The organism is Pseudomonas sp. 37 R 15 (assembly GCF_900004865.1).
Lineage (GTDB): Bacteria > Pseudomonadota > Gammaproteobacteria > Pseudomonadales > Pseudomonadaceae > Aquipseudomonas > Aquipseudomonas fluorescens_AM.
The window spans coordinates 49,301-73,022 of record NZ_CVTV01000026.1 but is presented as its reverse complement, the minus strand read 5'-3'; the positions used below and the strand labels follow the sequence as shown (position 1 = coordinate 73,022).

Annotated in this window: 21 protein-coding genes; 13 read left to right on the top strand and 8 right to left on the bottom strand. The window is 59.7% G+C overall.

Annotated features, from left to right (window positions below; genetic code table 11):
* Window positions 1-398 precede the first annotated feature (398 nt).
* The 4 genes from BFQ04_RS08690 (at window position 399) to BFQ04_RS08675 (ending at window position 4,949) form a co-directional block, all read left to right on the top strand.
* On the top strand, window positions 399-1,049 hold the full coding sequence (locus BFQ04_RS08690; RefSeq protein WP_065950472.1) for a DUF1120 domain-containing protein: 651 nt from the start codon (window positions 399-401) through the stop codon (window positions 1,047-1,049).
* Window positions 1,050-1,179: 130 nt separating this feature from the next.
* Window positions 1,180-1,881: a fimbria/pilus chaperone family protein gene (locus BFQ04_RS08685; RefSeq protein WP_083217943.1), complete on the top strand. Its 702-nt coding sequence runs from the start codon at window positions 1,180-1,182 to the stop codon at window positions 1,879-1,881.
* Between the two features lie 7 nt (window positions 1,882-1,888).
* A complete protein-coding gene (locus BFQ04_RS08680; RefSeq protein ID WP_256544565.1) occupies window positions 1,889-4,411 on the top strand; it encodes a fimbria/pilus outer membrane usher protein in 2,523 nt (840 codons plus the stop codon).
* Complete coding sequence (locus tag BFQ04_RS08675) at window positions 4,401-4,949, top strand: hypothetical protein (RefSeq protein ID WP_065950454.1); 549 nt, start codon at window positions 4,401-4,403, stop codon at window positions 4,947-4,949. The genes BFQ04_RS08680 and BFQ04_RS08675 overlap by 11 nt, the downstream gene beginning before the upstream one ends.
* On the opposite strand, the gene BFQ04_RS08670 is transcribed toward BFQ04_RS08675, so the two are convergent.
* Genes BFQ04_RS08670 through BFQ04_RS08655 form a run of 4 tightly spaced genes read right to left on the bottom strand, consistent with a single transcriptional unit; the run spans window position 4,930 to window position 7,769 of the window.
* Window positions 4,930-5,667 carry an amino acid ABC transporter ATP-binding protein gene (locus tag BFQ04_RS08670; protein ID WP_065950453.1) on the bottom strand — a complete coding sequence of 246 codons (738 nt, stop codon included), beginning with the start codon at window positions 5,665-5,667 and terminating at the stop codon, window positions 4,930-4,932. The two genes, BFQ04_RS08675 and BFQ04_RS08670, sit on opposite strands and share 20 nt — an antisense overlap.
* Window positions 5,654-6,304 (bottom strand): amino acid ABC transporter permease, encoded by a 651-nt coding sequence (locus tag BFQ04_RS08665; RefSeq protein WP_065950452.1) that lies wholly within the window; start codon window positions 6,302-6,304, stop codon window positions 5,654-5,656. Before BFQ04_RS08665 ends, BFQ04_RS08670 begins: the two co-directional genes overlap by 14 nt.
* A complete protein-coding gene (locus tag BFQ04_RS08660) occupies window positions 6,301-6,969 on the bottom strand; it encodes an amino acid ABC transporter permease (RefSeq protein WP_065950451.1) in 669 nt (222 codons plus the stop codon). The genes BFQ04_RS08665 and BFQ04_RS08660 overlap by 4 nt, the downstream gene beginning before the upstream one ends.
* A 14-nt stretch (window positions 6,970-6,983) precedes the next feature.
* The gene (locus BFQ04_RS08655; RefSeq protein ID WP_065887009.1) at window positions 6,984-7,769 is read right to left on the bottom strand and encodes a transporter substrate-binding domain-containing protein; all 786 of its coding nucleotides are present in this window, start codon (window positions 7,767-7,769) and stop codon (window positions 6,984-6,986) included.
* Window positions 7,770-8,024: 255 nt separating this feature from the next.
* Here BFQ04_RS08655 and BFQ04_RS08650 point away from each other — a divergent pair, with 255 nt between their 5' ends.
* From BFQ04_RS08650 to BFQ04_RS08625, 6 genes are all read left to right on the top strand, one after another.
* Window positions 8,025-8,720, top strand: coding sequence for a FadR/GntR family transcriptional regulator (locus BFQ04_RS08650; RefSeq protein WP_065950450.1), 696 nt, complete (start codon window positions 8,025-8,027; stop codon window positions 8,718-8,720).
* Between the two features lie 120 nt (window positions 8,721-8,840).
* Window positions 8,841-9,170 carry a thioredoxin TrxA gene (trxA, locus tag BFQ04_RS08645; RefSeq protein ID WP_065950449.1) on the top strand — a complete coding sequence of 110 codons (330 nt, stop codon included), beginning with the start codon at window positions 8,841-8,843 and terminating at the stop codon, window positions 9,168-9,170.
* Window positions 9,171-9,405: 235 nt separating this feature from the next.
* On the top strand, window positions 9,406-10,665 hold the full coding sequence (gene rho, locus BFQ04_RS08640) for a transcription termination factor Rho (protein WP_003176825.1): 1,260 nt from the start codon (window positions 9,406-9,408) through the stop codon (window positions 10,663-10,665).
* A 156-nt stretch (window positions 10,666-10,821) separates the two neighbouring features.
* Complete coding sequence (locus tag BFQ04_RS08635) at window positions 10,822-12,804, top strand: acyltransferase family protein (RefSeq protein ID WP_065950448.1); 1,983 nt, start codon at window positions 10,822-10,824, stop codon at window positions 12,802-12,804.
* 59 nt (window positions 12,805-12,863) lie between these two features.
* Window positions 12,864-14,330, top strand: a complete 1,467-nt coding sequence (gene ubiD, locus BFQ04_RS08630) for a 4-hydroxy-3-polyprenylbenzoate decarboxylase (RefSeq protein WP_065950447.1) — start codon at window positions 12,864-12,866, stop codon at window positions 14,328-14,330.
* Window positions 14,330-15,298 carry a CDP-6-deoxy-delta-3,4-glucoseen reductase gene (locus BFQ04_RS08625; RefSeq protein WP_065950446.1) on the top strand — a complete coding sequence of 323 codons (969 nt, stop codon included), beginning with the start codon at window positions 14,330-14,332 and terminating at the stop codon, window positions 15,296-15,298. The genes ubiD and BFQ04_RS08625 overlap by 1 nt, the downstream gene beginning before the upstream one ends.
* 181 nt (window positions 15,299-15,479) lie before the next feature.
* Here the strand turns inward: BFQ04_RS08625 and BFQ04_RS08620 are convergent, their stop codons facing one another.
* Window positions 15,480-15,962: a sn-glycerol-3-phosphate transporter gene (locus tag BFQ04_RS08620; RefSeq protein ID WP_065950445.1), complete on the bottom strand. Its 483-nt coding sequence runs from the start codon at window positions 15,960-15,962 to the stop codon at window positions 15,480-15,482.
* Between the two features lie 327 nt (window positions 15,963-16,289).
* Between BFQ04_RS08620 and BFQ04_RS08615 the strand changes: the two genes are divergently transcribed.
* On the top strand, window positions 16,290-18,677 hold the full coding sequence (locus BFQ04_RS08615) for a TonB-dependent receptor plug domain-containing protein (RefSeq protein ID WP_065950444.1): 2,388 nt from the start codon (window positions 16,290-16,292) through the stop codon (window positions 18,675-18,677).
* Window positions 18,678-18,704: 27 nt separating this feature from the next.
* Entirely contained in the window at window positions 18,705-19,358 is a 654-nt protein-coding gene (locus tag BFQ04_RS08610) for a gamma-glutamylcyclotransferase (RefSeq protein WP_057723381.1), read from the top strand.
* Here the strand turns inward: BFQ04_RS08610 and glpT are convergent.
* Together glpT and BFQ04_RS08600 are read right to left on the bottom strand one after the other, a co-directional pair.
* Complete coding sequence (gene glpT / locus BFQ04_RS08605; RefSeq protein ID WP_065950443.1) at window positions 19,355-20,692, bottom strand: glycerol-3-phosphate transporter; 1,338 nt, start codon at window positions 20,690-20,692, stop codon at window positions 19,355-19,357. The two genes, BFQ04_RS08610 and glpT, sit on opposite strands and share 4 nt — an antisense overlap.
* A 271-nt stretch (window positions 20,693-20,963) precedes the next feature.
* A complete protein-coding gene (locus tag BFQ04_RS08600) occupies window positions 20,964-21,941 on the bottom strand; it encodes an NADPH:quinone oxidoreductase family protein (protein ID WP_065950442.1) in 978 nt (325 codons plus the stop codon).
* A gap of 150 nt (window positions 21,942-22,091) precedes the next feature.
* Between BFQ04_RS08600 and BFQ04_RS08595 the strand changes: the two genes are divergently transcribed.
* Window positions 22,092-22,499, top strand: coding sequence for a flagellar basal body-associated protein FliL (locus BFQ04_RS08595; RefSeq protein ID WP_065950441.1), 408 nt, complete (start codon window positions 22,092-22,094; stop codon window positions 22,497-22,499).
* A gap of 635 nt (window positions 22,500-23,134) precedes the next feature.
* Here the strand turns inward: BFQ04_RS08595 and BFQ04_RS08590 are convergent.
* A complete protein-coding gene (locus tag BFQ04_RS08590) occupies window positions 23,135-23,617 on the bottom strand; it encodes an EVE domain-containing protein (protein ID WP_065950440.1) in 483 nt (160 codons plus the stop codon).
* Window positions 23,618-23,722: the final 105 nt, after the last annotated feature.

Genomic DNA, 23,722 nt, shown 5'->3' with positions numbered 1-23,722 from the left:
CTTTGGTGCCAACGCGTACTGCTTCGGTAATTCTCCTACGGGCGTCTGTGAGGGATTCTTGCAGGTTAAGTAAGATTGCTTTCCAAGTTCACAAGGCATGGGCTTCCAACCTTTGTAGGAATAATTAACTTCTTGCTGTAATCGTACTGTGTGTGACTTTACTTACACGTTAAAAGTTATTGGCTTGTCGGGTTTGAGTTTAGGCCTACTCGAAGATTAGGGCTGGCCCACTTTTTATTTTTACTGCTCCCACAGTTATTGGCGGGTTCTCTGATTCATGAACTCGATCCCAAAACGGCAGACTGTCACTCGGCAACTTCGCCGTGGTGGTATTTATGTATGGACGGAATGTTCGGCCATTGTAAATGCACCGACTCATTACAGATGACAGGTTAATTATGAAAAAAATGCTTGGTGTGACAGTGGGTACGCTTTGCCTGATCGCGAGTATCGGGGCTCATGCAACGAGTGTCGCTCAACTGATTGTACGAGGGACTATCAAGCCGGTGGCTTGCAACGTCAGTCTCGGCGCTGGCGGCGTCGTGGATTACGGGAACATTCCCGCCTCAAGCTTGTCCGGCGTGCAGCCCACTCCTCTTGCAGCGAAAACGGTCAGCATGAACCTCAACTGCGGCCAAAAAGGCGCACAATTTCGTGTGATGCTGACTGACCTGCAAGCTGCCAGCAAGGTGCCAAACATTCTCGGTGCCGGTTTCACCGAGGTGCAGAACTACGGCCTGGGCATGGAAGGTGGCAAGCGTACCGGTGGGTACTCCGTTACCCTCAAGGACCTGAGATCGTCCGGCGGGACTCTGAGCCCGATCACGCGCAGCGCAGATACGGGGGCCTGGCAGAACAGTGATGGCAAAGTCGCCCAATCGCCTGCCCAGTATTCTTGGCGTAGCGGCTCCGCTGCGGTACCTGCATCCATCACCACCCTTACGGGCACGCTTGAAGTGAAAGCCGTTATCAACCGCACGCAGGATTTGGACATTAACCGCGATATCACGCTGGATGGTCGCACCAATATTTCAGTGGATTACATCTAAGTACGTCATTAACGGCCGACATTGACTCAGGGTGCTTATCTCCCTTTGTTAAGTGTCGGCTGTTTTAACGTGCGCCTTAGTTAATGTTTGACTTTATGGCTGTGGGGAAAATCCGGTGAGGGCTCTTTCAATGATCGTGATGTCGTTGCTGCGCTATATAAGCTTGTGCCTCTTTTTGTGTGGTATGGCGGTAGCGGACGGAATGCAGCCCGAGACAACCGTTGTCATTCTGAATGAAGAAGAGGGTGAGGCGACGCTGAACATTAAAAATACGGACCCCGGCCCTGCCTTGCTTCATTCGGTCATACAAAACGTACCTGAAGACCTTGAACCCTTGTTGATCGTAACGCCCCCGATTACTCGTGTCGAAGCGGGCGACACCCAGCTTGTCCGCTTCATCAGTACCACGAAGAAGCCGCTCAAGACCCAGCGCCTGAAGCGAGTTTCCTTTGAAGGTATCCCCGAAGCCCGTGCACCCGGCGGTGCGACCATTGGTATCACTTTGCGCCAGAGCCTTCCATTGATCCTGCACCCCAAGGGCTTGCCCAGGCATGACGCGCCCTGGCAACTGCTGACATGGACGCGTGAAGGGGGTCAGTTGAGGGTCCACAACAACAGCGCTTACGTCGTGCGCCTTGGGATGGAAGTCCAACTGCATCCGCAGGCAGGCGTGGCAACGTTGCCGCGAACCTACATCCTGCCGGGCGAAGTACTGACGCTCGCGTCGGCAGGCTCAGTGGCGGGGGTGGCGGCCGTGGGCATTCAACCGGCCACGGTCTATGGGTTTACGGTGGACAGCTACCGCGCACCCGTTACGGCAGGAGCGGATTGACTGGCCTATGAAAAAAATCAGGCAATCAGGTCGTTCCGCCAAACGCGTGTCGGGCAGCGGTTCCTCCCAGGCGCGCGCGAGGGTCCTGCTGGGGCTCGCGACGCTGTGGAGTCTGCCAGGTACCAGCGCAGCGGTTGGGCTGGGGGAGGGTTTTGACCTGGCCGCGTTGAACTCCCTTGGAATTGATCCGAAGGTGTCTGAATACTTTCGCAGCGCAGCGCGCTTTCGCGAGGGTGTGCATGTGGTCGGGCTGCGAGTCAATGGCACGCCGCTGGGGCTGGTCGACGCCCGTTTCGATTACCAGGGGCAGCTGTGCTTCACCCCCGCGTTGTTGGCAAAGGCCGGTCTGGTTACCCCGCCCAGGCTTTTGCGCGAGGGCATCACCCCTGACCAGGCCTGCCACGATTTTGTTGGGGAATACCCGACGACCACGGTGCGGCTGCGCCCCAGCAGCGACGAGGTCAGCCTGGTGGTGCCGACCCAGTCCCTGCGTGAGCCCGAGTGGGAGGTCGGGAATTTTTCCGAGGGTGGTGCGGCAGCCATCTTCAACTACGACGTATTGGGTTTCGATACCCAATCGCGCGGTGGGCCAACAAGTCGCTTCGTATCGGCCTATACCGAGGCGGGATTCAACCTGGGCAATTGGATTGTTCGCAGTCGTCAGTTTTATGTTTCCGACAATGGCAGGACGCACACCGAACAGGTCAATGCCTATGCCCAGCGTGATATCGCGGCGTTGCAGTCGACCTTCCAGGTGGGGCAGCTTTCCAGCAACAACCCGATCTTTGGCGGTGTGCAACTGACGGGCTTGCAGTTCTTTCCAGACGGCCAGCAACGCACCGGTGCTGGCGACAACAACGTCGTGGTTGAAGGGCTGGCTCAAAGCCAGTCACGGGTCGAAGTTCGTCAGTCGGGCGCTTTGATCCACTCCACCCTGGTGCCGGAAGGTCCGTTCAGGCTGACCGGTTTACCGTTGCTGAACAGCACCAGCGACTTGGATGTGAGCGTGATTGACCTGCGAGGGGCAAGGCGCAGTTTCGTGGTGCCCGCCGCGTCCTTTCGGGGTGGAACTCCGATCACGCCGGGCTATTACTTTTCCCTCGGTAAGGTGCGGGACACCTCCATCGACGGGCAGGAGTCCCCTGTGGTCGCCATGGGCAGCGGAACCTGGGGGCTGGGCCAGCGCTCGTCGCTGGGTTTCGGTCTGCTGAGTACCGAGGAGTATCAGTCGGCGGGGGGCTCCCTGAGCAGTGTGTTTTTCCAGCAGATGAACGTGGGCGTGCGCCATAACCTGTCCCGTGATGCCCAAGACAAGGTGGCCGGCGCGCGTAGCACGCTGTCTTTGGGCACACCGTTATTCGCCAACCTTGATATCAACCTGAGCGCCTCGGCACAGAGCCGCGGTTACCGCGAGGTACTGGACGCCGGCCAGGCGTCGCGGGGGTACGACCTCGATGCACGTTTCAAGCGCCAGTACACGGCAGGTTTAAGCTGGGCGGACCCGGCCCTGGGTGGTTTCTCCCTCGGTTTTACGCGTAACTCGCAATTTGACGGGCGATCCAGCGACCACCTCTCTGCCTCGTGGAACAACACGTTCTACGGCGTGGGTGTAGCCCTGATCGCCGACGCTCAGGTCGGAGCGACCGAGCCTCGGCGCCTGGACCCGGTGAGGGGCGGCCGCCGCGACGAACGGCTGGACGAGGGCACGTCTATCAGGCTGCAAGTCACGATGCCCCTCGGGGCTGATCGGAGTGTGAGTTCTTACGTCAGTCGTCGAGGTGATCGGCTGGATGCCGGCACCGCCCTCAACGAGCGAGTCAACGATTATGTGAGTTACGAGGTCGGTGTTGATCGGGATGTGAAAGAACGAGAACAAAGCGTGCACGGCCGTTTGGACGTCTTACCGCTGTATACCCGCTTGAGCGTGGGCGCCAGCCGTGATCCGTCGAACACCAACTATACCGGTCAGTTGCAAGGCGGCATTGTGGCCCACGAGCACGGGGTGACCTTCTCGCCATATGCCGTGCAGGATACCTTTGGCATTGTCTCGGTGGGCGATATCGGCGTGGCCAAGGTCTCGACGCCCCAAGGGCCGGTATGGACCGATTTCACCGGCCAGGCGGTGATCCCCGGACTGCAGGCCTACAGCGAAAACCATCTGCAAGTAGTGACCCAGTCGCTGCCCAAGCGGGTCGACTTGAAGAACGGGACCAAGGTACTCGCCGCCGGTCGGGGTTCAGTCAACAGGCTCGACTTTGATGTGGTGAAAGTCCGGCGCCTGTTGCTTGAGGCCCGGGACGAACAGGGCCGGCCCTTGCCTCAAGGGGCCGCAGTGTTCGGCCAGGACAACAGCTTTGTCACCAACGTGGTGGCTGACGGCATGATTTTCCTCAGCAATATCGATGGCCCACAAACCCTGAAAGTTTCACTGCCGGATTCGCAATCCTGCCTGCTGCACGTCAACCTGGAGCAAGAGCCTGATGATGACCAACTCTACGACACTGCACCGGTGGTATGCCATGTTCGCTGAACGGATAAACGGCCCGCGTGCCGCAGGTTTGTGCCTGCTGTTGGTCGCCCTGTCGGTAAACCAGGCGCGTGCGCAAGACTGCCAGATGATCTTGAGCGAGCCGCGGGTTGACTACGGCGAAATGCGCCCCTCGCAAGCGTCGTCGGGCAGCGCGACAGCGAGGCTGGATACGCAGCGTACGCTGCACCTGAGCGTGCTTTGCGCCAACCCGACGGCAATGGCGCTGCGCTTTAATGGCGTTCCCGCCGATGCCCAGGGTTTTCAGTTTGGCCGGCAAGGGCGTTTCGTCCTGAACCTGATGCAGGCTCAGGTCGACGGCATACCGGTGACGTGGCAGACCGATGCAACGGCCGGCGGGCGGCTCTTGCCCGGCCGCACAGTGGTTGCCAGCGCTGCCGGTGTGCCAATGACGGGCCGTCGACTGACGGCCCAGGTAGAGATTGAGGTTCATCTGCCCGCCGATGCCCTCTCAATGCGCCGGGAGAGGCGATTGGAGGGCCGTGGTCAATTCGAACTGGTCAGTGCGGCTGTTCCGTAGAACCAATGAAGTTGGCCAGTTCGGCGGTTTGCGGGTGGGCGAAGAGTTGCTTGGGGTCGCCCACTTCATGCACCTTGCCCTGGTGCATGAACACCAGCTTGTCACCGACTTCGCGGGCAAAGCGCATTTCGTGGGTCACCATGATCAGCGTCATGCCGTCCCTGGCCAATTGGCGCACCACGCTGAGCACTTCATTGACCAGTTCCGGGTCCAGGGCCGAGGTGATTTCGTCGCATAACAGCACCTTGGGCGACATGGCCAGCGCGCGGGCAATCGCCACACGTTGCTGCTGGCCGCCAGACAGGCGGTCGGGGAAGGCATCGAACTTTTCCCCCAGACCAACGCGTTCCAGCATCTGTTTGGCCAACTGCGCTGCCTTGGCTTTGGGTACTTTTTGCACCACTTGCGGCGCGAGCATGACGTTCTCGCCTACCGTCAGATGCGGGAACAAGTTGAACTGCTGGAACACCATACCGACCTTCTGCCGCAGGCTGCGCAGGTCGGCGCGGGCGGCGTCGAGGTATTCGCCATCGACTTCGATCACGCCGTCGTTGATCGACTCCAGGCCATTGAGGGTACGCAGCAAGGTGGATTTACCCGAGCCACTGCGGCCGATGATCGCCACTACCTGGCCTTCTTCAACGGTCAGGTCAATGCCCTTGAGCACGTGGTGATCGCCGTAATATTTGTGCAGGGCAGAAATTCTAAGCAGAGGCATGCAGTCTCCTTTCCAGGTAGCGCGCACTGAGGGACAAGGGGTAGCAGAGCAGGAAGTAACCGAGGGCCACGAGGCCGTAGACCATGAAGGGTTCGAAGGTGGCGTTGGCGAGCATGCCGCCGGTCTTGGTCAGCTCGGTAAAACCGATTATGGAGGTCACGGCGGTGCCTTTGACCACCTGCACCGAAAACCCTACGGTCGGCGCCACGGCAATACGCAGGGCCTGGGGCAGGATCACGTAGCGCAGTTGTTCAAGGGGGTTGAGCGCCAGGCTGGCCGACGCCTCCCACTGCCCATGGGCAATGGACTCAACGCAGCCGCGCCAGATCTCGGCGAGGTAGGCGCTGGTAAACAGGGTCAGGGCGATGGCTGCCGCCAGCCACGGCGAGATATCCACACCGAGCAGGGCAACGCCGAAGAACACCAGAAACAGCTGCATCAGCAGCGGCGTGCCCTGGAACAGCTCGATATAGGTGCGCGCAACATTGCGTGCGAATGCCTTTTTGCTGATGCGCAGGATCAGCACCAGCAACCCGATCAGGCCCCCGCCGATGAACGCCACCAGCGACAGCAACAGCGTCCATTGCAGGCCGGTGAGCAGGTTGCGCACGATGTCCCAGAAGGAAAAATCGCTCATCGGCTGTTCCTCATCACATAACGGCGGCCGATCCAGTTGAGCAGTTGGCGAATCATCAACGCCATGCACAGGTACACCAGGGTGGTCAGGGCATAGGTTTCAAGGGCGCGGAAATTGCGCGACTGAATGAAGTTGGCGGCAAAGCTCAGCTCTTCGGTGGCGATCTGCGAACACACCGCCGAGCCGAGCATCACGATGATGATCTGGCTGCTCAAGGCCGGCCACACCTTGCTCAGTGCCGGCAGCAGCACCACATGACGGAACGCTTCGAAACGCGTCATCGCCAGCGCGGCGGCGGCTTCCAGTTGTCCTTTCGGGACAGCCTGGATGCCGGCGCGGATGATCTCGGTGGAATAGGCGCCCAGGTTGATCACCATCGCCAGCACGGCGGCTTGCCACTCCGTGATCTTCAGCCCCAGGGAGGGCAGGCCGAAAAATATGAAGAACAACTGCACCAGGAACGGCGTGTTGCGGATCAACTCGACATACACCCCGAAAAACCAGGCGAACGGCTGGACCTTCCACGCCCGCACTACGGCGCCGAGCGTGCCCAGGGCTACGCCGAGGACGGCGCCGATGGCCGTCAGCTCAAGGGTGAACAGCGCGCCGCGCAACAGCAGGTCGGTGTTGGCCAGCACCGGTACAAAGTCAAATTGATACGCCATGGATCAACTCCGGCTTAGAGGTCGGCAGGCAAGGGTTCTTTGAGCCATTGCAGCGCGTTTTTTTCCAGGCTGCCGTCGGCCTTGGCCGCGACCAGGATCTGGTTGACCTTCTCCAGCAACGCCGGCTCGTTCTTGTTCACGCCCACGTACACCGGCGAGTCCTTGAGCTTCACTTTCAGCGCCGGTACGCGCTTGGGGTTGCGCTCACTGATCGCCACCATCACCACGTTGCCGCTGGCGATCAGGTCGACCTGGCCGGCGAGATAGGCGGCGATGGTCGAGTTGTTGTCTTCAAAGCGCTTGATGGTCGCCTCTTTGGGCGCGACAGCCGTCAGCTCGATGTCCTCGATGGCGCCACGGGTCACGCTGATGGTCTTGCCCTTGAGGTCGTCGGTGCTGCTGACCGCGGCGTCAGGCGGGCCGAATACGGCGAGGTAGAACGGAGCGTAGGCCCTGGAGAAGTCGATGACTTTTTCGCGCTCGGGGTTCTTGCCCAGGCTGGAGATCACCAGGTCCACCTTGCCGGTGGTGAGGAATGGGATGCGGTTGGTGCTGTTGACCGGGGTCAACTCCAGCTTGACCTTGAGTTGGTCGGCCAGCAGCTTGGCGGTGTCGATGTCCAGGCCGCGGGGTTTCATGTCGGGGCCCACCGAACCGAATGGCGGGAAGTCCTGCGGCACAGCCACCTTGAGGGTGCCACGGGCGACGATATCGTCCAGACCGTTGGCCTGGGCGGGTGCCTGGCTCAGCATCAGGCTGGCAAACAGGGCAGTGAGCAGGGCGCTGTAGCGCTTGGTCATGGCAACTCTCCGAGAAGGGCGAAGGAATTTTCTGAGTTTGCCCAGTGCACAGCCCATGCCAGCCCCCCTGGAAGAGGCTGCAAGGCACGCTGCCGTTGAGGTGTGATGGTCTTACTGGTCTGAACAGTGGTTGCGCTTTTCGCACCCTTTTCGAGCGCCGTAAAAAGCGCGCGAGCCCCTTTAGGGCGTGGCTTGCCGACAGACGTGAATAGCTTTACAACTAGCCACTCAGTTGACTGCAACCTTGAGTTTTTCATGAATTCCATCGCCCAAGCCGTACCGGAGGCGGCCCTGCAGGCCATCCGCAAACTGATCAAGGAGCAGGGCTTCGGGCCGGGCGATGCATTACCTTCTCAACGCGATTTAGCGGTGCGTCTGGGCGTGAGCCGGGCGTCGTTGCGGGAGGCGTTATCGTCCTTGAGTGCCCTGGGGGTGGTCAGTGTGCAGCCGGGCAAGGGCGTGTTCGTGCAGGCGCCGGCGCCGCCGTCCGAACTCGCCTGGCCGTTTGCGGCGCAGGCCACGCCGCTGGATATCTTCCAGCTGCGTTACGCCCTTGAAGGGTTCGCAGCCGGTTTGGCGGCGGTCACATTGACCACCGACGAACTCGACAGCCTCCAGGACAATGTCGAAGCAATGCGCAGGGTGCTCAAAGCCGGTGACTTTGAAACCGCCGCCCGGCTGGACTTCGAGTTCCACCGGCGCATCCTGCTGGCCAGCGGCAACCAGGCGATGGTGAGTATTCTGAGCGCCAGCGCCGAGGTCTTCCTGGAAAGCCAGAAACTACCGTTCATCCGGCCGGAACGCGCCATGGAAACCTGGCAGGAACATCGCAAGATTCTGCGCGCCCTGGCCCGGCGCACCAGCGCGGCAGCGCAGAAAACCATGCAGGAACATGTACGTAATGCGGCGTTGCGCACGGGCATTGCCTTCGTCACACCTGGCTTGCCGTGAGCAGGCGATACTCAAAGTCATGCTCGGCCATAGCAACACTCAATCAGAGGCGGCTTCCTGAACGGGGGAAGGGCGGCTATGATGGGCAACGTTTTTTTTGCTTACAATCCGGAGACATCCATGAGCAACGATCTTATCAAGCACGTCACCGACGCGACCTTTGAGGAACAAGTACTCAAGGCTCAAGGCCCGGTGCTGGTTGACTACTGGGCTGAATGGTGCGGCCCTTGCAAAATGATCGCTCCGGTCCTGGACGACATTGCAACCACTTACGAAGGCAAGCTGACCATTGCCAAGCTGAACATCGATGAAAACCAGGAAACCCCGGCCAAGCACGGCGTGCGTGGTATTCCAACGCTGATGCTGTTCAAGAACGGCAACGTCGAAGCCACTAAAGTGGGCGCGCTGTCGAAGTCCCAGCTGCAAGCTTTCCTCGACGCCAACATCTAAGCGTCGCCAGAAAAAGCCCCGAAAATCTCGGGGCTTTTTCGTAGAACAGGGCTAGACGCTCCGAAATTCAGGTGTTACATTCGGCCCCGCACTGGTTTCTCCACTGCCCCCTGCAAGCCGTCGCCGACGCATTCCTTTTCGATTAGTACGCGATCCTGTCGCCTTCTCTGCGGCGCGGCCTCATTAAGCCAAAAGCTTAATTTCCCCCCTCCATAAATGATTACGTCATTCCTATATGAATCTGACTGAACTCAAGCAAAAGCCGATTACCGACCTGCTCCAACTGGCCGAAGAAATGGGCATAGAAAATATGGCCCGTTCGCGCAAGCAGGACGTGATTTTCTCCCTGCTCAAGAAGCACGCGAAAAGCGGCGAGGAAATCTCCGGTGATGGCGTGCTGGAGATTCTCCAGGACGGCTTCGGCTTCCTCCGCTCTGCAGACGCTTCCTATCTCGCCGGCCCTGACGATATCTACGTCTCGCCGAGCCAGATCCGTCGCTTCAACTTGCGCACCGGCGACACCATCGTTGGCAAGATCCGACCACCAAAGGAAGGCGAGCGTTATTTCGCCCTGCTCAAGGTCGACACGATCAACTTCGATCGTCCCGAGAACGCGAAAAACAAGATTCTCTTCGAGAACCTGACCCCGCTGTTCCCGACCGTGCGCATGAAGATGGAGGCCGGCAACGGTTCCACCGAAGACTTGACCGGTCGTGTGATCGACCTGTGCGCGCCGATCGGCAAGGGCCAGCGTGGCCTGATCGTCGCACCGCCGAAAGCCGGTAAGACGATCATGCTGCAAAACATTGCAGCGAACATCGCGCGCAACAATCCTGAAGTTCACCTGATCGTGCTGTTGATCGATGAGCGTCCGGAAGAAGTGACCGAAATGCAGCGCACCGTGCGTGGCGAAGTGGTTGCCTCGACGTTCGATGAACCGCCAACCCGCCACGTGCAGGTTGCCGAAATGGTGATCGAGAAGGCCAAGCGCCTGGTCGAACACAAGAAAGACGTGGTGATCCTGCTCGACTCCATCACCCGTCTGGCCCGTGCCTACAACACCGTGATCCCGAGCTCCGGCAAGGTACTGACCGGTGGTGTCGATGCCCACGCCCTGGAGAAGCCAAAGCGTTTCTTCGGCGCCGCGCGAAACATCGAAGAAGGCGGCTCGCTGACCATTATCGCCACCGCGCTGGTTGAAACCGGCTCGAAGATGGACGAAGTGATCTACGAAGAGTTCAAGGGTACCGGCAACATGGAACTGCCCCTGGACCGTCGTATCGCTGAAAAGCGTGTGTTCCCGGCCATCAACATCAACCGTTCCGGTACGCGCCGCGAAGAGTTGCTGACCGCCGACGACGAACTGCAGCGCATGTGGATCCTGCGCAAGCTGCTGCACCCGATGGACGAAGTGGCCGCTATCGAGTTCCTGATCGACAAGCTGAAAACCACCAAGACCAACGACGAGTTCTTCCTGTCGATGAAACGCAAGTAATACGGCGTTTCAGGTCCGAAAAATGGCGTCCCGACGGGGCGCCATTTTTTTTGCGTCGAGATTCATCGGTTTTTATGGCATAAGTGTCCGTTAAGTAACAAAAATTGTACCCGCGACTACGCTCACTCCTTTCGTCACAGACTGACCACAATTCTTATGACCACTCTTGCTTACCGCAGGGACATTGACGGCCTGCGTGCCATCGCTGTCCTCGCAGTCGTGTTGTTTCACTTCGGCGTTCCTGGCCTCACCGGCGGTTTCGTTGGCGTCGATGTATTCTTCGTCATTTCCGGCTTTCTGATCACCTCCATTATCTGGCGTGAGCGTCAGGCCGGGCGCTTCAGTTTCGTCGACTTCTGGGCCCGGCGCGCACGGCGCATCCTGCCGGCGCTGTTCGTCATGATTGCGGCCACACTCGTTGTGGGTTGGTTTCTGCTGGCGCCCAAGGACTACGAAGAGTTGGGGCGGTCCGCGCACTATCAGGTGACCTTTACCTCCAACCTGTTGTTCTCGCGCCAGCATGGCTACTTTGATGCGTCTTCTGACATCAAGCCCCTGCTGCACACCTGGTCACTGGCGGTAGAAGAGCAGTTCTACATTTTCTTCCCGCTGCTGCTCACGTTGCTCTCAAGTCGCCTGAAACACTGGCGCCTGGCGCTGTTCGCAGTGTTGCTGGGCTCGTTTGGCATGAGCGTCTGGGCGGTTGAGCATGAGCCGCAAAAAGCCTTCTTCCTGCTGCACCTGCGCGCCTGGGAATTACTGGCCGGGGCGATGCTGGCGGTATTGCCCAAATATCAATGGCGCGCTTCGCCCGCCCTGGCCCAAGGGGTCAGCCTGGCCTCCATGGCACTGATCCTGATCGCCGTATTCGGTTACGACGCGAAAACCCCGTTCCCCGGCCCGGCCGCGCTCTTGCCGGTGCTGGGTGTGGTCGGGTTGATCTGGGCCAACGGGCAGCAATACACCTGGGTCGGGCGCCTGCTGAGTACGCGGGTGATGGTCGGTATCGGGCTGATTTCCTATTCCTGGTACCTGTGGCACTGGCCGGTGTTCGTGTACGCCAACTATGCCGCGGTGGATGGCTTGAGCGCCCTGGAACTGGCCGGCTTGATGCTGCTCTCGTTGGTGCTGGGCTATCTGTCCTGGCGCTTCGTGGAAACCCCGTTCCGGGAAAAACGCTTGCTGGCCTCGCGTAAGGCGATTCTTGCCTCAGCCGTGGCCGGTATTCTGGGGCTTGGTTTCACTGGCTTGGCGATCCGCGAATTCGACGGTGTGCCGTCGCGCTTGTCTGAGCAGGCGTTGATTTTCGCGAAGGCGAAGAAGTGGAGCCCGGAGCTGATGGCGTGCATGGCTGACAAGGACACGCCCGATGAGCGGTTGTTCTGCCATTTCGGTCCGAAAAGTCAGTCGGTCTCGGCGCTGGTGTGGGGCGACAGTCACGCCACCGCGCTGATTCCGGCGCTCAAAGAGGGCGCTGATCGCCATGATATCAGCGTGATTGAAGCCAGCTTTGCCGGCTGTATCCCCTTGGATGGCCTTGAGAATATTGCCCGCTGTGCGCATTTCAACCATCGCGTCGAGAAGGCGATGGCCGAGAAGAAAATCAGCGATGTGGTGTTGGCGGCGCGCTGGAGCCTGTATGTGTACGGGCAAATGTCGGGTGACAAAGAACATGCGCTCAAAGACCCCAGCACCGGCGAGTACGTGCAGGCTGTGGCTGAGCAGCGCTTTGCCCAGGGGATGCGCGAGCGCATCCAGGCGCTGCGCGCCGCGGGGCACAAGGTCTGGCTGGTCAAGGAGGTGCCGCTGCAGGAAATCATCGTGCCTTACCGTCTCAGTCGCCTGGCAATGATGCACCGACCGTTTAACGGCGAAGGTCTCGACGTAGCCAAGCATACAAAGCGCCAGGCGTTCATCAGCCAGTTGTTCGACGAGCTGGCGGCCGCCGACAGCGGCGTAGCGGTGCTGGACCCGGCGCCCTTGCTGTGCGGCACCGATGGCTTGTGCCGGGTCGAACTCAACGGGCGCGCGCTGTACACCGACGATAACCACCTGTCTGAAGTGGGCGCGCGGCATATCGAGGCCTTTCTGGAGCCGCTGTTCAGTTCGTTGCAGTCGCGGGGGCTGACGGCCAATTAAGCTGCCAGCCGCCTCGAGAGCAGGTAGGATGTACGCCTATTTTACGAGTGGCATGGTTAATGAAATTCAAGGATCTTCGGGATTTCGTGCAGCAACTTGAGCAGCGCGGAGAGTTGAAACGTATCCAGATGCCGATTTCACCGGTACTGGAAATGACTGAGATTTGCGACCGTACCTTGCGTAACAAGGGCCCGGCGCTGTTGTTCGAGAACCCGACCGGCTACGACATCCCGGTGCTCGGCAACCTGTTCGGCACCCCCGAGCGCGTCGCCTTCGGCATGGGGGCGGAGTCGGTCAGCGAGCTGCGCGAGATCGGCAAGCTGCTGGCCTTCCTCAAGGAGCCCGAGCCGCCCAAAGGCTTGAAGGACGCCTGGTCGAAGCTGCCGATCTTCCGCAAGATCATTGCCATGGCGCCCAAGGTGGTCAAGGACGCGGTATGCCAGGAAGTGGTCATCGAAGGCGATGATGTCGACCTGGCCATGCTCCCCGTGCAGACCTGCTGGCCCGGCGACGTCGGCCCGCTGATCACTTGGGGCCTGACCGTCACCAAAGGTCCGAACAAGGACCGCCAGAACCTCGGCATCTACCGCCAGCAAGTGATCGGCCGCAACAAGGTGATCATGCGTTGGCTGAGCCACCGTGGCGGCGCCCTGGATTTTCGCGAATGGTGCGAAAAACACCCGGGTCAGCCATTCCCGGTGTCCGTGGCACTGGGCGCCGACCCGGCTACCATCCTGGGCGCTGTGACGCCGGTGCCGGACAGCCTGTCCGAATACGCCTTCGCCGGCCTGCTGCGCGGTAACCGCACCGAACTGGTGAAGTGCCGCGGCAACGACCTGCAAGTGCCGGCCACCGCCGAAATCATCCTGGAAGGTGTGATTCATCCGGGCGAAATGGCCGATGAAGGGCCTTACGGCGACCACACCGGTTATTACAACGAAGTCGACAGTTTTCCGGTGTTCACCGTTGAGCGCATCACCCATCGGATCAAGCCGATCTATCACAGTACCTACACCGGCCGCCCACCGGATGAGCCGGCCATTCTCGGCGTGGCGCTGAACGAAGTGTTCGTGCCGATCCTGCAAAAGCAATTCCCGGAAATCACCGACTTCTACCTGCCGCCGGAAGGTTGCTCGTACCGCATGGCCATCGTCACCATGAAGAAGTCGTACCCAGGCCATGCCAAGCGGGTAATGCTGGGTGTGTGGTCGTTTTTACGACAGTTCATGTACACCAAGTTCGTTATCGTCACCGACGACGATATCAATGCCCGCGACTGGAACGACGTGATCTGGGCCATTACCACGCGCATGGACCCCAAGCGCGACACGGTAATGATCGACAATACGCCGATCGATTACCTCGACTTCGCTTCGCCGGTGTCGGGCCTGGGTTCGAAAATGGGCCTGGATGCCACCCACAAATGGCCGGGTGAAACCACCCGCGAGTGGGGCCGGGTAATCGTCAAGGATGACGCCGTGACGGCTCGCGTCGATGCCATCTGGAAAGACTTGGGAATAGATTGATGCGTTTAACCCTGCAACCTTCCGGTGCGGTACTGGAGCTGAACCCTGGCGAACGCATCCTCGACGGCGCGCGCCGCCTGGGCTACGAATGCCCGCAGGCGTGTCGCAACGGCGTATGCCACGTGTGTGCGGCGCTGTTGGTGGAGGGCCGTGTGCAGCAGAGCGGCGAAGTGCGCGATCATGGTGAGTTCTACACCTGCATCGCCGAGCCGCTGGAGGATTGCATTGTGTTGTGGGATGGCGTGCTGGCGCCGGGGGAGTTGCCGTTGCGCAAATTGTCGTGCCAGTTGAGCGAATGCGTGGACGTCGGCGGCGATGTGTGGCGCGTGCGCCTGCGCGCGCCGGCTGGCAAGGCGGTGCGTTACCACGCCGGGCAATACCTGATGATCGAGCGCGAGAACGGTGAGAAGTCGGCGTTTTCCCTGGCGTCGGCACCTCACTGCGGCCGCGAGCTGGAACTGCACGTGCTGGCCCGTGAGGACAGCGCACGCAACCTGTTGGACCAGCTACGGCGCAACCGCATGGCGCGTATTGAACTGCCTTTCGGTGACACCCACCTGGCCCAGTTGCCGGACGGGCCGCTGGTGCTGATCGCCGCCGGCACCGGCATGGCCCAGATGCACAGCCTGATCGAGCATTGCCGGGCGTCCGGCTTCAAGCACCCTGTGCACCTGTATTGGGGCGTGCGTCGCCCGGAGGATTTCTACGCGATCGAGCACTGGGATCAGTGGCAGCAACTGCCCAACCTGTTCCTGCACAAAGTCGTCAGTGACCTGTGCGGTTGGGAAGGACGCTGCGGATTGCTGCACGAGGCCGTGTGCGAAGACATTGCCGACCTCAAGGCCGTGCACGTGTACGCCAGCGGATCACCGGCGATGATCTACGGCACGCTGGATGCGTTGGTCGACGCCGGTATGGATGCGCACCAGATGCGCGCTGACGTATTTGCCTACGCCCCGCGTCCGTGAAGTGATCGAAAGGTGGGAGGGGGCCTGCCCTAATGCCGCCCTCTGTAGGAGCGAGCTTGCTCGCGAAAAACTCACAGGCACCGCGTTCATTCAGAAAGCACGCGTTATCGTTGACGTTTTTCGCGAGCAAGCTCGCTCCTACAGACAGGGCTTGCACCCTCCCACATTGATTTGCGCCCGTTCAGAATCTTAGTCCAGTCGTCACCATCGCTGCATTGAACCCCAGCAACACCAGTTCTGCCGCCATCGGCCCGTGATGCGTGCCCACGGACGGAATGATGACGGGCGCCACGCCATAACGGTTCAGGGGGATCTTGTCACGGTACTTGCCGCGATAACCCTGGATCGCCCCGCCCGTGACCTTCAGGTACACCGGGTATTCGGCCATGTCATAGCGCTTGCCGGCGTACGCGTAGTAGGCGCGTTGCCTGAACGAGTTGCGAAAGGTCGCCGCGCCATAGACCAGGCCCGACGCTTCGTTGCGCTCCAGTCCCAGCAGGTTTTGCTGGTTGTTGTGCTCGGGGTCGGGCGCGAAATGCCGGGTGTAGACGCTGGTCTGCGCGTACCAGAAGCCTTTGTCGTCGTTTGCCGCTGGGGTTTCAGCTGCCAGTGCAGTGGTGGCCTGGGCCAGGAACAGCAGGCCAGGCAAGCGGATTCTGTGCATGGGCGGCCTTGATAGTTGATTGGATGAGCGGCTAAGTGAGTCGTGATGTGTGCGGCATTTTGGCGGATTGCCCGCTGCTCAGGCTGAACCTGGGCTGAAAGCGCTCGGATTGCCGTCGCGGTGGCCGATGAGCGGGGAAGGGTGCTTATACCTTCGCTTATTCTTTTAAGGTATTTATTTTCTTCGATGAATATCTTTAGGCTATATGCCAACGGACTACCGACTTCATCCACAGTCACCAATCACTGACCGCTACCGCCCGCCAGCCGGATCGATCGTACGAACTCAGAGCGTTGAAGTTCTATTTATTGATTCATAGGGAGCGGTATGGGGAACTACAGGAAACACGCGTTATACACGGCGATTTTGTCGGCCAATTTGCTGACCGTCGTGGGATTCAATCCAGTTCTGGCGGGTGAAACGTCCGCCGTCGATGCGCCCAAACTCGATACGGTCATCGTGACCGGCACCCGCGCCCAGGAGCGCACCGCCAGTGCGTCGCTGTCGCCAATCGATGTGATCTCCGGCGAAACCCTGCGCAGTACCGGCTCTGACGAGCTGGGCGCGGTGCTGGCGCGACTGATCCCATCGATCAACTTTCCACGGCCAAGCCTGGTGGATGGCGCTGAGCTGGTGCGCCCGGCGCAGTTGCGCGGCTTGTCGCCGGACCAGGTGTTGGTGCTGGTCAATGGCAAGCGCCGGCATACCAGTGCGTTCGTCAACCTCGGCGGTGCGGTCGGTCGCGGTTCGGCACCGGCGGACCTGAATGCAATCCCGCTGTCGGCGGTGGACCACATCGAAGTGCTGCGCGATGGTGCTTCGGCACGTTACGGCTCTGACGCGATCGCCGGCGTGATCAACGTGATCCTCAAGCATGACGACCAGGGCGGTTCGATCTCGACCCGCTTCGGCGGGTACAAAAAGGGTGACGGCATCCAGCGTAATGTCAGCGGCAATACGGGCCTGGCATTGGGCGAAAACGGTTTTATCAATCTGTCAGCCGAAGGTGCCGACAACGATTACACCAACCGCGCCGGCAAGGATTACCGCCCAGGCAGCATCGGTTCCACCACCTACGGCCAGCGAGTGTTCCGTCAAGGCGAGCCTGCCACCAATGAAGGCAAATTCCAGTTCAACTCGGAATATTCCTTCAACGATGCCGCCGAGTTCTACAGCTTCGGTGGCTACAGCAAGCGCCGTGGCGAGACGGCAGCGTTCTACCGCGCGAGCAACGCTTCCAACAATATCCCGGCACTCAACCCCAACGGCTACCTGCCACTGATCAAAGGGAACCTGGAAGACACCTCGCTGGTGGCGGGTCTGCGCGGGCTGCTCGCCTACGATTGGCATTACGACCTGTCGGCCAACTACGGCAAGAACCAGTACGAGCTCGGCACCGAAACCATCAACACCTCTCTGGGCCTGGCTACGCCGCGCAAATTCAACAACGGCACCCTGAGCAACGAGCAGAAGCAAGTCAGCCTGGACCTGTCCCGTGAGTTTGACCTGAGCTTGCTGCCGTACCCGGTTTCCGTGGCGTTGGGTGGGGAATACCTGCACCAGGGCTATGAAATCGAAGCTGGGGAGCCCGCGTCCTACTACCAGACCGGCAGCTCGGGCCTCGGCGGGTTCCGCGATGCGGATGCCGGCACCAGTACCCGGCATAGCTGGGCGCAATACCTGGACCTGGAAACCAACTTCACCGAACAACTCAGCGCCTCGGCCGCGGTGCGCCATGAGGACTACAGCGATTTTGGCTCCAACGTCAGCGGTTCGTTGTCGGCGCGTTACGACTTCACTCCGCAAGTGGCGTTGCGCGGCAGCATTTCCAATGGCTTTCGCGCGCCGTCCCTGGCCCAGCAGAACTTCGCCTACACCTCTTCGCAGTTGATCGGCAGCACCCTTCAGGAGGCCGGCACGTTCCCGGCCAACAGCCAAGTGGCGCGCCTGCTCGGTGCCGAAGACCTCAAGGCTGAAAAGTCGCGTAACTACAGCCTTGGCCTGGTACTGGAGCCTGCCGACGACCTGACGGTGACGCTGGATGTGTATCGCATCGACATACGTGACCGTATCAGCCTGTCGTCCAACCTCACGCTCAATCCGGCGACGGTGGCCTACCTGCAAGCCAACGGCGTCGGCAATATCAATTACACCACGGCGCGCTATTTCACCAACGCCACCGACACCAGCACCGACGGTGTCGACCTGGTGGCCAACTATCGCTATCAGTTCGATAACGGCATCCGCTGGAACAGCACTGTGGGTTACAACTACAACCACACCAAAGTCACCGACGTGAAGGCCAACCCGGCCGTCCTCGACAGCCTGGGCGCCAACCTGGTGCGGGTGGACCGTCGCGAGCGCATCGGCTTGCTCGGCGACACCACGCCCCAGCACAAGCTGAGCCTGGGCAACGACTTCACCTTCGGCAATTGGGCGCTGCACAGCAACCTGGTGCGCTATGGTGAGTTCACCAGCTACCAGGCGGACAAGGTCAACGACCAGACCTTCAAGGCAGCCTGGGTGCTGGATTTGTCGGCGGACTACAAGTTGAAGAACTGGACCTTCACCCTGGGCGGCGACAACGTCACCGATAAATACCCCGAGAAGGTCAATGCCTACGCCAGCAGCGGCGGCAACCTGGCCTACAGCACTTTTTCGCCGTACGGTTACAGCGGCGCGTTTTATTACGGTAAAGTCGCTTACAACTGGTAGCACACAGGAGGCGCAACGCTTTTCGCCATGACCGCCATTGAAACCGATCTTTTGCAGTTGGCTTACCCTCCGCGGCTCGATCTTGGGCCGCAACTCACTCACGAACAATTAATGAGCTCGATGCAGGCCACCATGGCCCGGCACAAGGGTGGGCCGGTCTGGCTGTTTGCCTATGGTTCGCTGATCTGGCGTCCTGAATGTTCGTCGAGCGAGCGAGTGCGCGCGCGGGTTCACGGTTATCACCGTGGCCTGTACCTGTGGTCCCACGAGCACCGGGGGACGCCGGAGTTGCCGGGCCTGGTCTTCGGACTGGATCGGGGCGGTTCGTGCAGCGGGTTTGCCTACCGCTTGCCGGAAGATCAGTTGGAGGCTTCGCTGTATGCACTGTGGCAGCGCGAAATGCCTTACCCCTCCTACAAGCCGCACTGGCTCAGTTGCCGCCTGGAAGATGGCAGTCAGGTACAGGCGTTGGGATTTGTGCTGGAGCGGCATTTGCCCAGCTACGCCGGCAACTTGCCCGATATCGTACTCAATCACGTGCTGCAAAGCGCTTGCGGGCGTTACGGCACCACTCGCGATTATGTCGAGCAGACCGTGAACGCCCTGCGTAGCCACGCCATGCCAGATAAAAACCTGGAGGCGCGGCTCAAGCGTTGTGCAAAGGATTGCTCGGGTAGCTAGCGCGCCGAGCTGACGCTGTTGGTGTGCCACAGCGTCGGGATCAGGAAGGCGATCGCCAGCACGCACGCGCCAATCAGCAGCACGAAACCACCGTCCCAACCGAAGTGGTCCACGGTGTAGCCCATTGCCGCGCTCGCCGCCACCGAACCACCCAGGTAGCCGAACAGGCCAGTGAAGCCCGCAGCGGTACCGGCGGCTTTCTTCGGTGCCAGTTCCAGCGCCTGCAGGCCGATCAGCATCACCGGGCCGTAGATCAAAAAGCCGATGGAGACCAGCGCGATCATGTCGACCATCGGGTTACCCGGCGGGTTGAGCCAGTAAACCAGGGTCGCCACGGTCACCAGCGCCATGAACACGATGCCGGTCAGGCCGCGATTGCCACGGAAGATCTTGTCCGACATCCAGCCGCACAGCAGCGTGCCCGGGATACCTGCCCACTCGTAAAAGAAATACGCCCACGACGACTTGTCGACCGTGAAATGCTTGGCTTCTTTCAGGTAGGTCGGTGCCCAGTCCAGTACGCCGTAGCGCAGCAGGTAGACGAACACGTTGGCGAACGCGATGTACCACAGCATTTTGTTGCGCAGCACGTATTTGACGAAAATTTCCTTGGCGCTGAATTCGTCTTCGTGGCTGGCGTCGTAGCCTTCCGGGTAGTCGTTCTTGTACTGCTCGATCGGCGGCAGGCCAACCGATTGCGGGGTGTCGCGCATGGTGATGAAGGCAAACGCCGCCACAGCCAGCGCCACCGTGGCCGGCACGTAGAACGCCGCATGCCAGTCATTGAACCAGGCCATGCCCAGCAGGAACAGCGGACCGATCAGGCCGCCGCCGACGTTGTGCGCCACGTTCCACACCGAGACTACGCCGCCGCGTTCTTTCTGCGACCACCAGTGCACCATGGTCCGCCCACTTGGCGGCCAGCCCATGCCTTGGGCCCAACCGTTGATGAACAGCAAAATGAACATCATGGTCACGCTGGACGTCGCCCAGGGCGCGAAACCGAAAATGAACATCACCCCCGCTGACACCAGCAGGCCGAAGGGCAGGAAGTAACGCGGATTGGAGCGGTCGGACACCAGGCCCATGAGGAACTTGGACAGGCCGTAGGCAATCGCGATGGCCGACATCGCCAGGCCCAGCTCACCGCGGGTGTAGCCGTCCTCGATCAGGTAGGGCATGGCCAGGGAGAAGTTTTTTCGTAGCAGGTAATAGCCGGCGTAACCGAAGAAAATACCGGCGAAGATCTGCCAGCGCAGACGTCGGTAGGTACTGTCTATTTTTTCTTCAGGCAGGGGCGCCTGGTGTGCGGCAGGTCGAAAGAAAGCAAACATTCAAGAGCTCCAAATTTCTTGTTTTGACTGCGGATGCGAATGTTACAGTTTCGTTACCGAAAATAGCATCGCCTCTTATCTGCAAACACAGGAAATGGGAGCAATGGCATGTTCTTTTATGAACATGTCGCTAATAGGTAAGCGTGGGTCGTTGAGGATCAAGTGTGGGAGGGGGCTTGCCCCCGATGGCGGTGTATCAGGTTAGTCATTCCTGGCTGACCCACTGCTATCGGGGGCAAGCCCCTCCCACACTGACCGCGTTCCACTTCCGTCAACGGGTTTGGACGACAACCTTACCCACAGCCTTGCGCTGCCCCAGATCATTGATCGCCTGGGCCGCCTGTTCCAGCGGGTACACCTGCGACACCAACGGCTTCAACTTGCCCTCGCCATACCAGGTGAACAGTTGCTGAAAATTGGCCGCATTGTCCTGCGGCTGACGCTGGGCGAACGAGCCCCAGAATACGCCCACCACCGCCGCGCCCTTGAGCAGCGCCAGGTTCACCGGCAATTCGGGGATGCGCCCGCTGGCAAAACCCACCACCAACAAACGGCCGTTCCAGGCGATCGAGCGGATCGCCTGGTCAAACAGATCGCCGCCCACCGGGTCGTAGATCACATCGGCGCCGTTACCATCGGTGAGGCGCTTGACCTCATCCTTGAGGCTGGCTTCGCTGTAATTGATCAACTCATCGGCGCCGGCCGCCTTGGCCACCGCGAGTTTGTCGGCGCTGCTGGCGGCGGCGATCACCCTCGCACCCATGGCCTTGCCGATTTCCACGGCGGCCAGGCCCACACCACCGGAAGCGCCGAGCACCAGCAGGGTTTCGCCGGGTTGCAGGTTGGCTCGCTGTTTGAGCGCGTGCATCGAGGTGCCGTAGGTCATGCTGAAGGCTGCGGCGGTGTTGAAATCCATGCTGGGCGGGATCGGCAGCACGTTATAGCCCGGCACCGCCACCTGCTCGGCAAAACTGCCCCAGCCGGTCAGGGCCATCACGCGATCACCGACCTTCAGGTGGCTGACCTTTTCGCCGACCTCACTCACCACACCTGCCGCTTCGCCACCCGGCGAAAACGGGAAGGGCGGCTTGAACTGGTATTTGCCCTCGATGATCAGGGTGTCCGGGAAATTCACCCCGGCGGCGTGCACGTCCAGCAGGATTTCGTTCTTCTTGATCGCGGGGCTGGCGATTTCTTCCAGCACCAGGGTTTCGGCGGGGCCGAAGGCTTTGCACAGCACAGCTTTCATCGGACTATTCCTTTTGGCGTCGTGGCCGATAAGTGTAGGAGGGTACGCCCGTGGGTCAACGAGCATGCCCGCGCCTGATAAGCCCCCATAAGCTTGTACTCAGCCTTGCTAGCGTTATGCTACCCGGCAACCGAATTCGAGGAATGAACTGTGAAAGCGTGGATCCTGTTGATGCTGGCCCTGACCTTGCCGATGGCCGCCCAGGCCGAAGAAGCCAAAGAGGGCGAGGCGCCGAAGGTCAGCTATATCAGCCTTTCCCCGCCGTTTGTGGGCAACTACGGCCTGGATGGCACGGCAAAACTCAAGGTATTCAAGGCCGACATCGCCCTGCGCGTGACCGGCACCGAAGCCGCCGCGGCGGTTAAAGCCAACGATGCGTTGATTCGCAACCAACTGGTGGCGCTGTTTACCCAGCAGACTAATGAGGCAATGAGCACTGTTGAGGGCAAGGAGAAACTGCGCCAGGAAGCGTTGAAACAGACGCAGCAAGTAATGAACGATGAAACGGGTAAGCCGATGGTCGAGGATTTGTTGTTCAATAACTTGATTATTCAATAAGGGCAGATAAACGAAGCCTGCGACTGGTTTCTCAGTCGCAGGCAAGTATGTGTGTTAATTGAAAGGCAATGCTGCGGTTCTTTTTTTTACTTGAGTGCTGCCAGTCGGCATCGCCTGGAATAAGAACTCCAGTTCGCAGAACATGTTGCTGAGCCGGGGCGTTATCAAGCTTGAGTCCCATCTTGTCCACTGGTTCAACGCTGTTGGGTTTATAGATAATGTTGCGTGGTCAGGCGCTCGGACGGTAAATACCGTACGCTCCGGCAGTGACGAGCTTCGGAGATAGTATTGTAGGGTTCTTATTAAAACCGTCTGAGGCGTACTAAGAGAATATTCGAACTGTATGGCGCCGAGGTATCCCCATTCAGGAACCTCTGCTGAATACGCCAATTTAATCGGTGTGCTGGTTGGTGGGGGGGCAGTATCAAGGGTTGTTACGAGGATGCCGTCAATGAGTAGTTCTGTCACGGTGACTCTCCAATAGTTTTATGAGCATGTAAAGCTGCCCAGGTCGCTTTGCGTAGTCAATGTTGAAAGCGCCAGTAAACTTTGAAATTGAAGCGTTTGCTACTGTCAGAAATGACAGGTTTTTATATGTTTTTCTAATGTTCAAATGTTTTTTATAGCGACAGATTTTAACTGTCTGCGTTAAAGCCAGGACTCCCGCTGCAGGCAAGCTTGATGATCGTAGTCATCTGGTCAGTCGTCACGGCCATCACCGAAAGCCGACTGCCTTTGTGCACCAAAGGCATCTCTGCCAACGCGGCCTGCTGTTTCAGGTAGCCAAGGCCCAGTACTTTGGGAAAGGTCTGCACATGCGCAACGTCAATTGCGCTCCAAGGGTTTTTCTCCGCACTGGCCTTGGCGTCGAAATAGTGGCTGTCTGGCTCCAGTGCGGTCGGGTCGGGATAGGCGGCCTGGATGATTTTGCCGATGCCGGCGATGCCCGGCTCCGGGCAACTGGAGTGGTAGAAGAGAAACTCATCGCCGGCCGCCATGGTGCGCAGGAAGTTACGCGCCTGGTAATTGCGCACCCCGTCCCAGCGGGCTTCGCCGAGCTTTTCCAGGTCTACGATGGACAGCTCGTCAGGTTCGGATTTCATCAGCCAATAGGCCATTTTGGGCTCCTCAAACAGGTATTGGGCAAGTTGTCGGGCAATTGCATGACAAACCGACAGTCGGTTGGCGCCAAGGTTTGCGTGTTGGTTCACGTTACCGCAGAA

Bases quoted from the DNA above. Each gene is read 5' to 3' on its own strand.
- BFQ04_RS08660 (WP_065950451.1), bottom strand. From the start codon at position 6,969: ATGGCGTATCAATTTGACTTTGTACCGGTGCTGGCCAACACCGACCTG.
- rho (WP_003176825.1), top strand. From the start codon at position 9,406: ATGAATCTGACTGAACTCAAGCAAAAGCCGATTACCGACCTGCTCCAA.
- BFQ04_RS08620 (WP_065950445.1), bottom strand. From the start codon at position 15,962: ATGCACAGAATCCGCTTGCCTGGCCTGCTGTTCCTGGCCCAGGCCACC.
- BFQ04_RS08600 (WP_065950442.1), bottom strand. From the start codon at position 21,941: ATGAAAGCTGTGCTGTGCAAAGCCTTCGGCCCCGCCGAAACCCTGGTG.
- BFQ04_RS08610 (WP_057723381.1), top strand. From the start codon at position 18,705: ATGACCGCCATTGAAACCGATCTTTTGCAGTTGGCTTACCCTCCGCGG.
- BFQ04_RS08685 (WP_083217943.1), top strand. From the start codon at position 1,180: ATGATCGTGATGTCGTTGCTGCGCTATATAAGCTTGTGCCTCTTTTTG.
- BFQ04_RS08675 (WP_065950454.1), top strand. From the start codon at position 4,401: ATGTTCGCTGAACGGATAAACGGCCCGCGTGCCGCAGGTTTGTGCCTG.
- ubiD (WP_065950447.1), top strand. From the start codon at position 12,864: ATGAAATTCAAGGATCTTCGGGATTTCGTGCAGCAACTTGAGCAGCGC.
- trxA (WP_065950449.1), top strand. From the start codon at position 8,841: ATGAGCAACGATCTTATCAAGCACGTCACCGACGCGACCTTTGAGGAA.
- BFQ04_RS08670 (WP_065950453.1), bottom strand. From the start codon at position 5,667: ATGCCTCTGCTTAGAATTTCTGCCCTGCACAAATATTACGGCGATCAC.
- BFQ04_RS08650 (WP_065950450.1), top strand. From the start codon at position 8,025: ATGAATTCCATCGCCCAAGCCGTACCGGAGGCGGCCCTGCAGGCCATC.
- BFQ04_RS08590 (WP_065950440.1), bottom strand. From the start codon at position 23,617: ATGGCCTATTGGCTGATGAAATCCGAACCTGACGAGCTGTCCATCGTA.
- BFQ04_RS08635 (WP_065950448.1), top strand. From the start codon at position 10,822: ATGACCACTCTTGCTTACCGCAGGGACATTGACGGCCTGCGTGCCATC.
- BFQ04_RS08625 (WP_065950446.1), top strand. From the start codon at position 14,330: ATGCGTTTAACCCTGCAACCTTCCGGTGCGGTACTGGAGCTGAACCCT.
- BFQ04_RS08665 (WP_065950452.1), bottom strand. From the start codon at position 6,304: ATGAGCGATTTTTCCTTCTGGGACATCGTGCGCAACCTGCTCACCGGC.
- BFQ04_RS08680 (WP_256544565.1), top strand. From the start codon at position 1,889: ATGAAAAAAATCAGGCAATCAGGTCGTTCCGCCAAACGCGTGTCGGGC.
- BFQ04_RS08690 (WP_065950472.1), top strand. From the start codon at position 399: ATGAAAAAAATGCTTGGTGTGACAGTGGGTACGCTTTGCCTGATCGCG.
- glpT (WP_065950443.1), bottom strand. From the start codon at position 20,692: ATGTTTGCTTTCTTTCGACCTGCCGCACACCAGGCGCCCCTGCCTGAA.
- BFQ04_RS08655 (WP_065887009.1), bottom strand. From the start codon at position 7,769: ATGACCAAGCGCTACAGCGCCCTGCTCACTGCCCTGTTTGCCAGCCTG.
- BFQ04_RS08615 (WP_065950444.1), top strand. From the start codon at position 16,290: ATGGGGAACTACAGGAAACACGCGTTATACACGGCGATTTTGTCGGCC.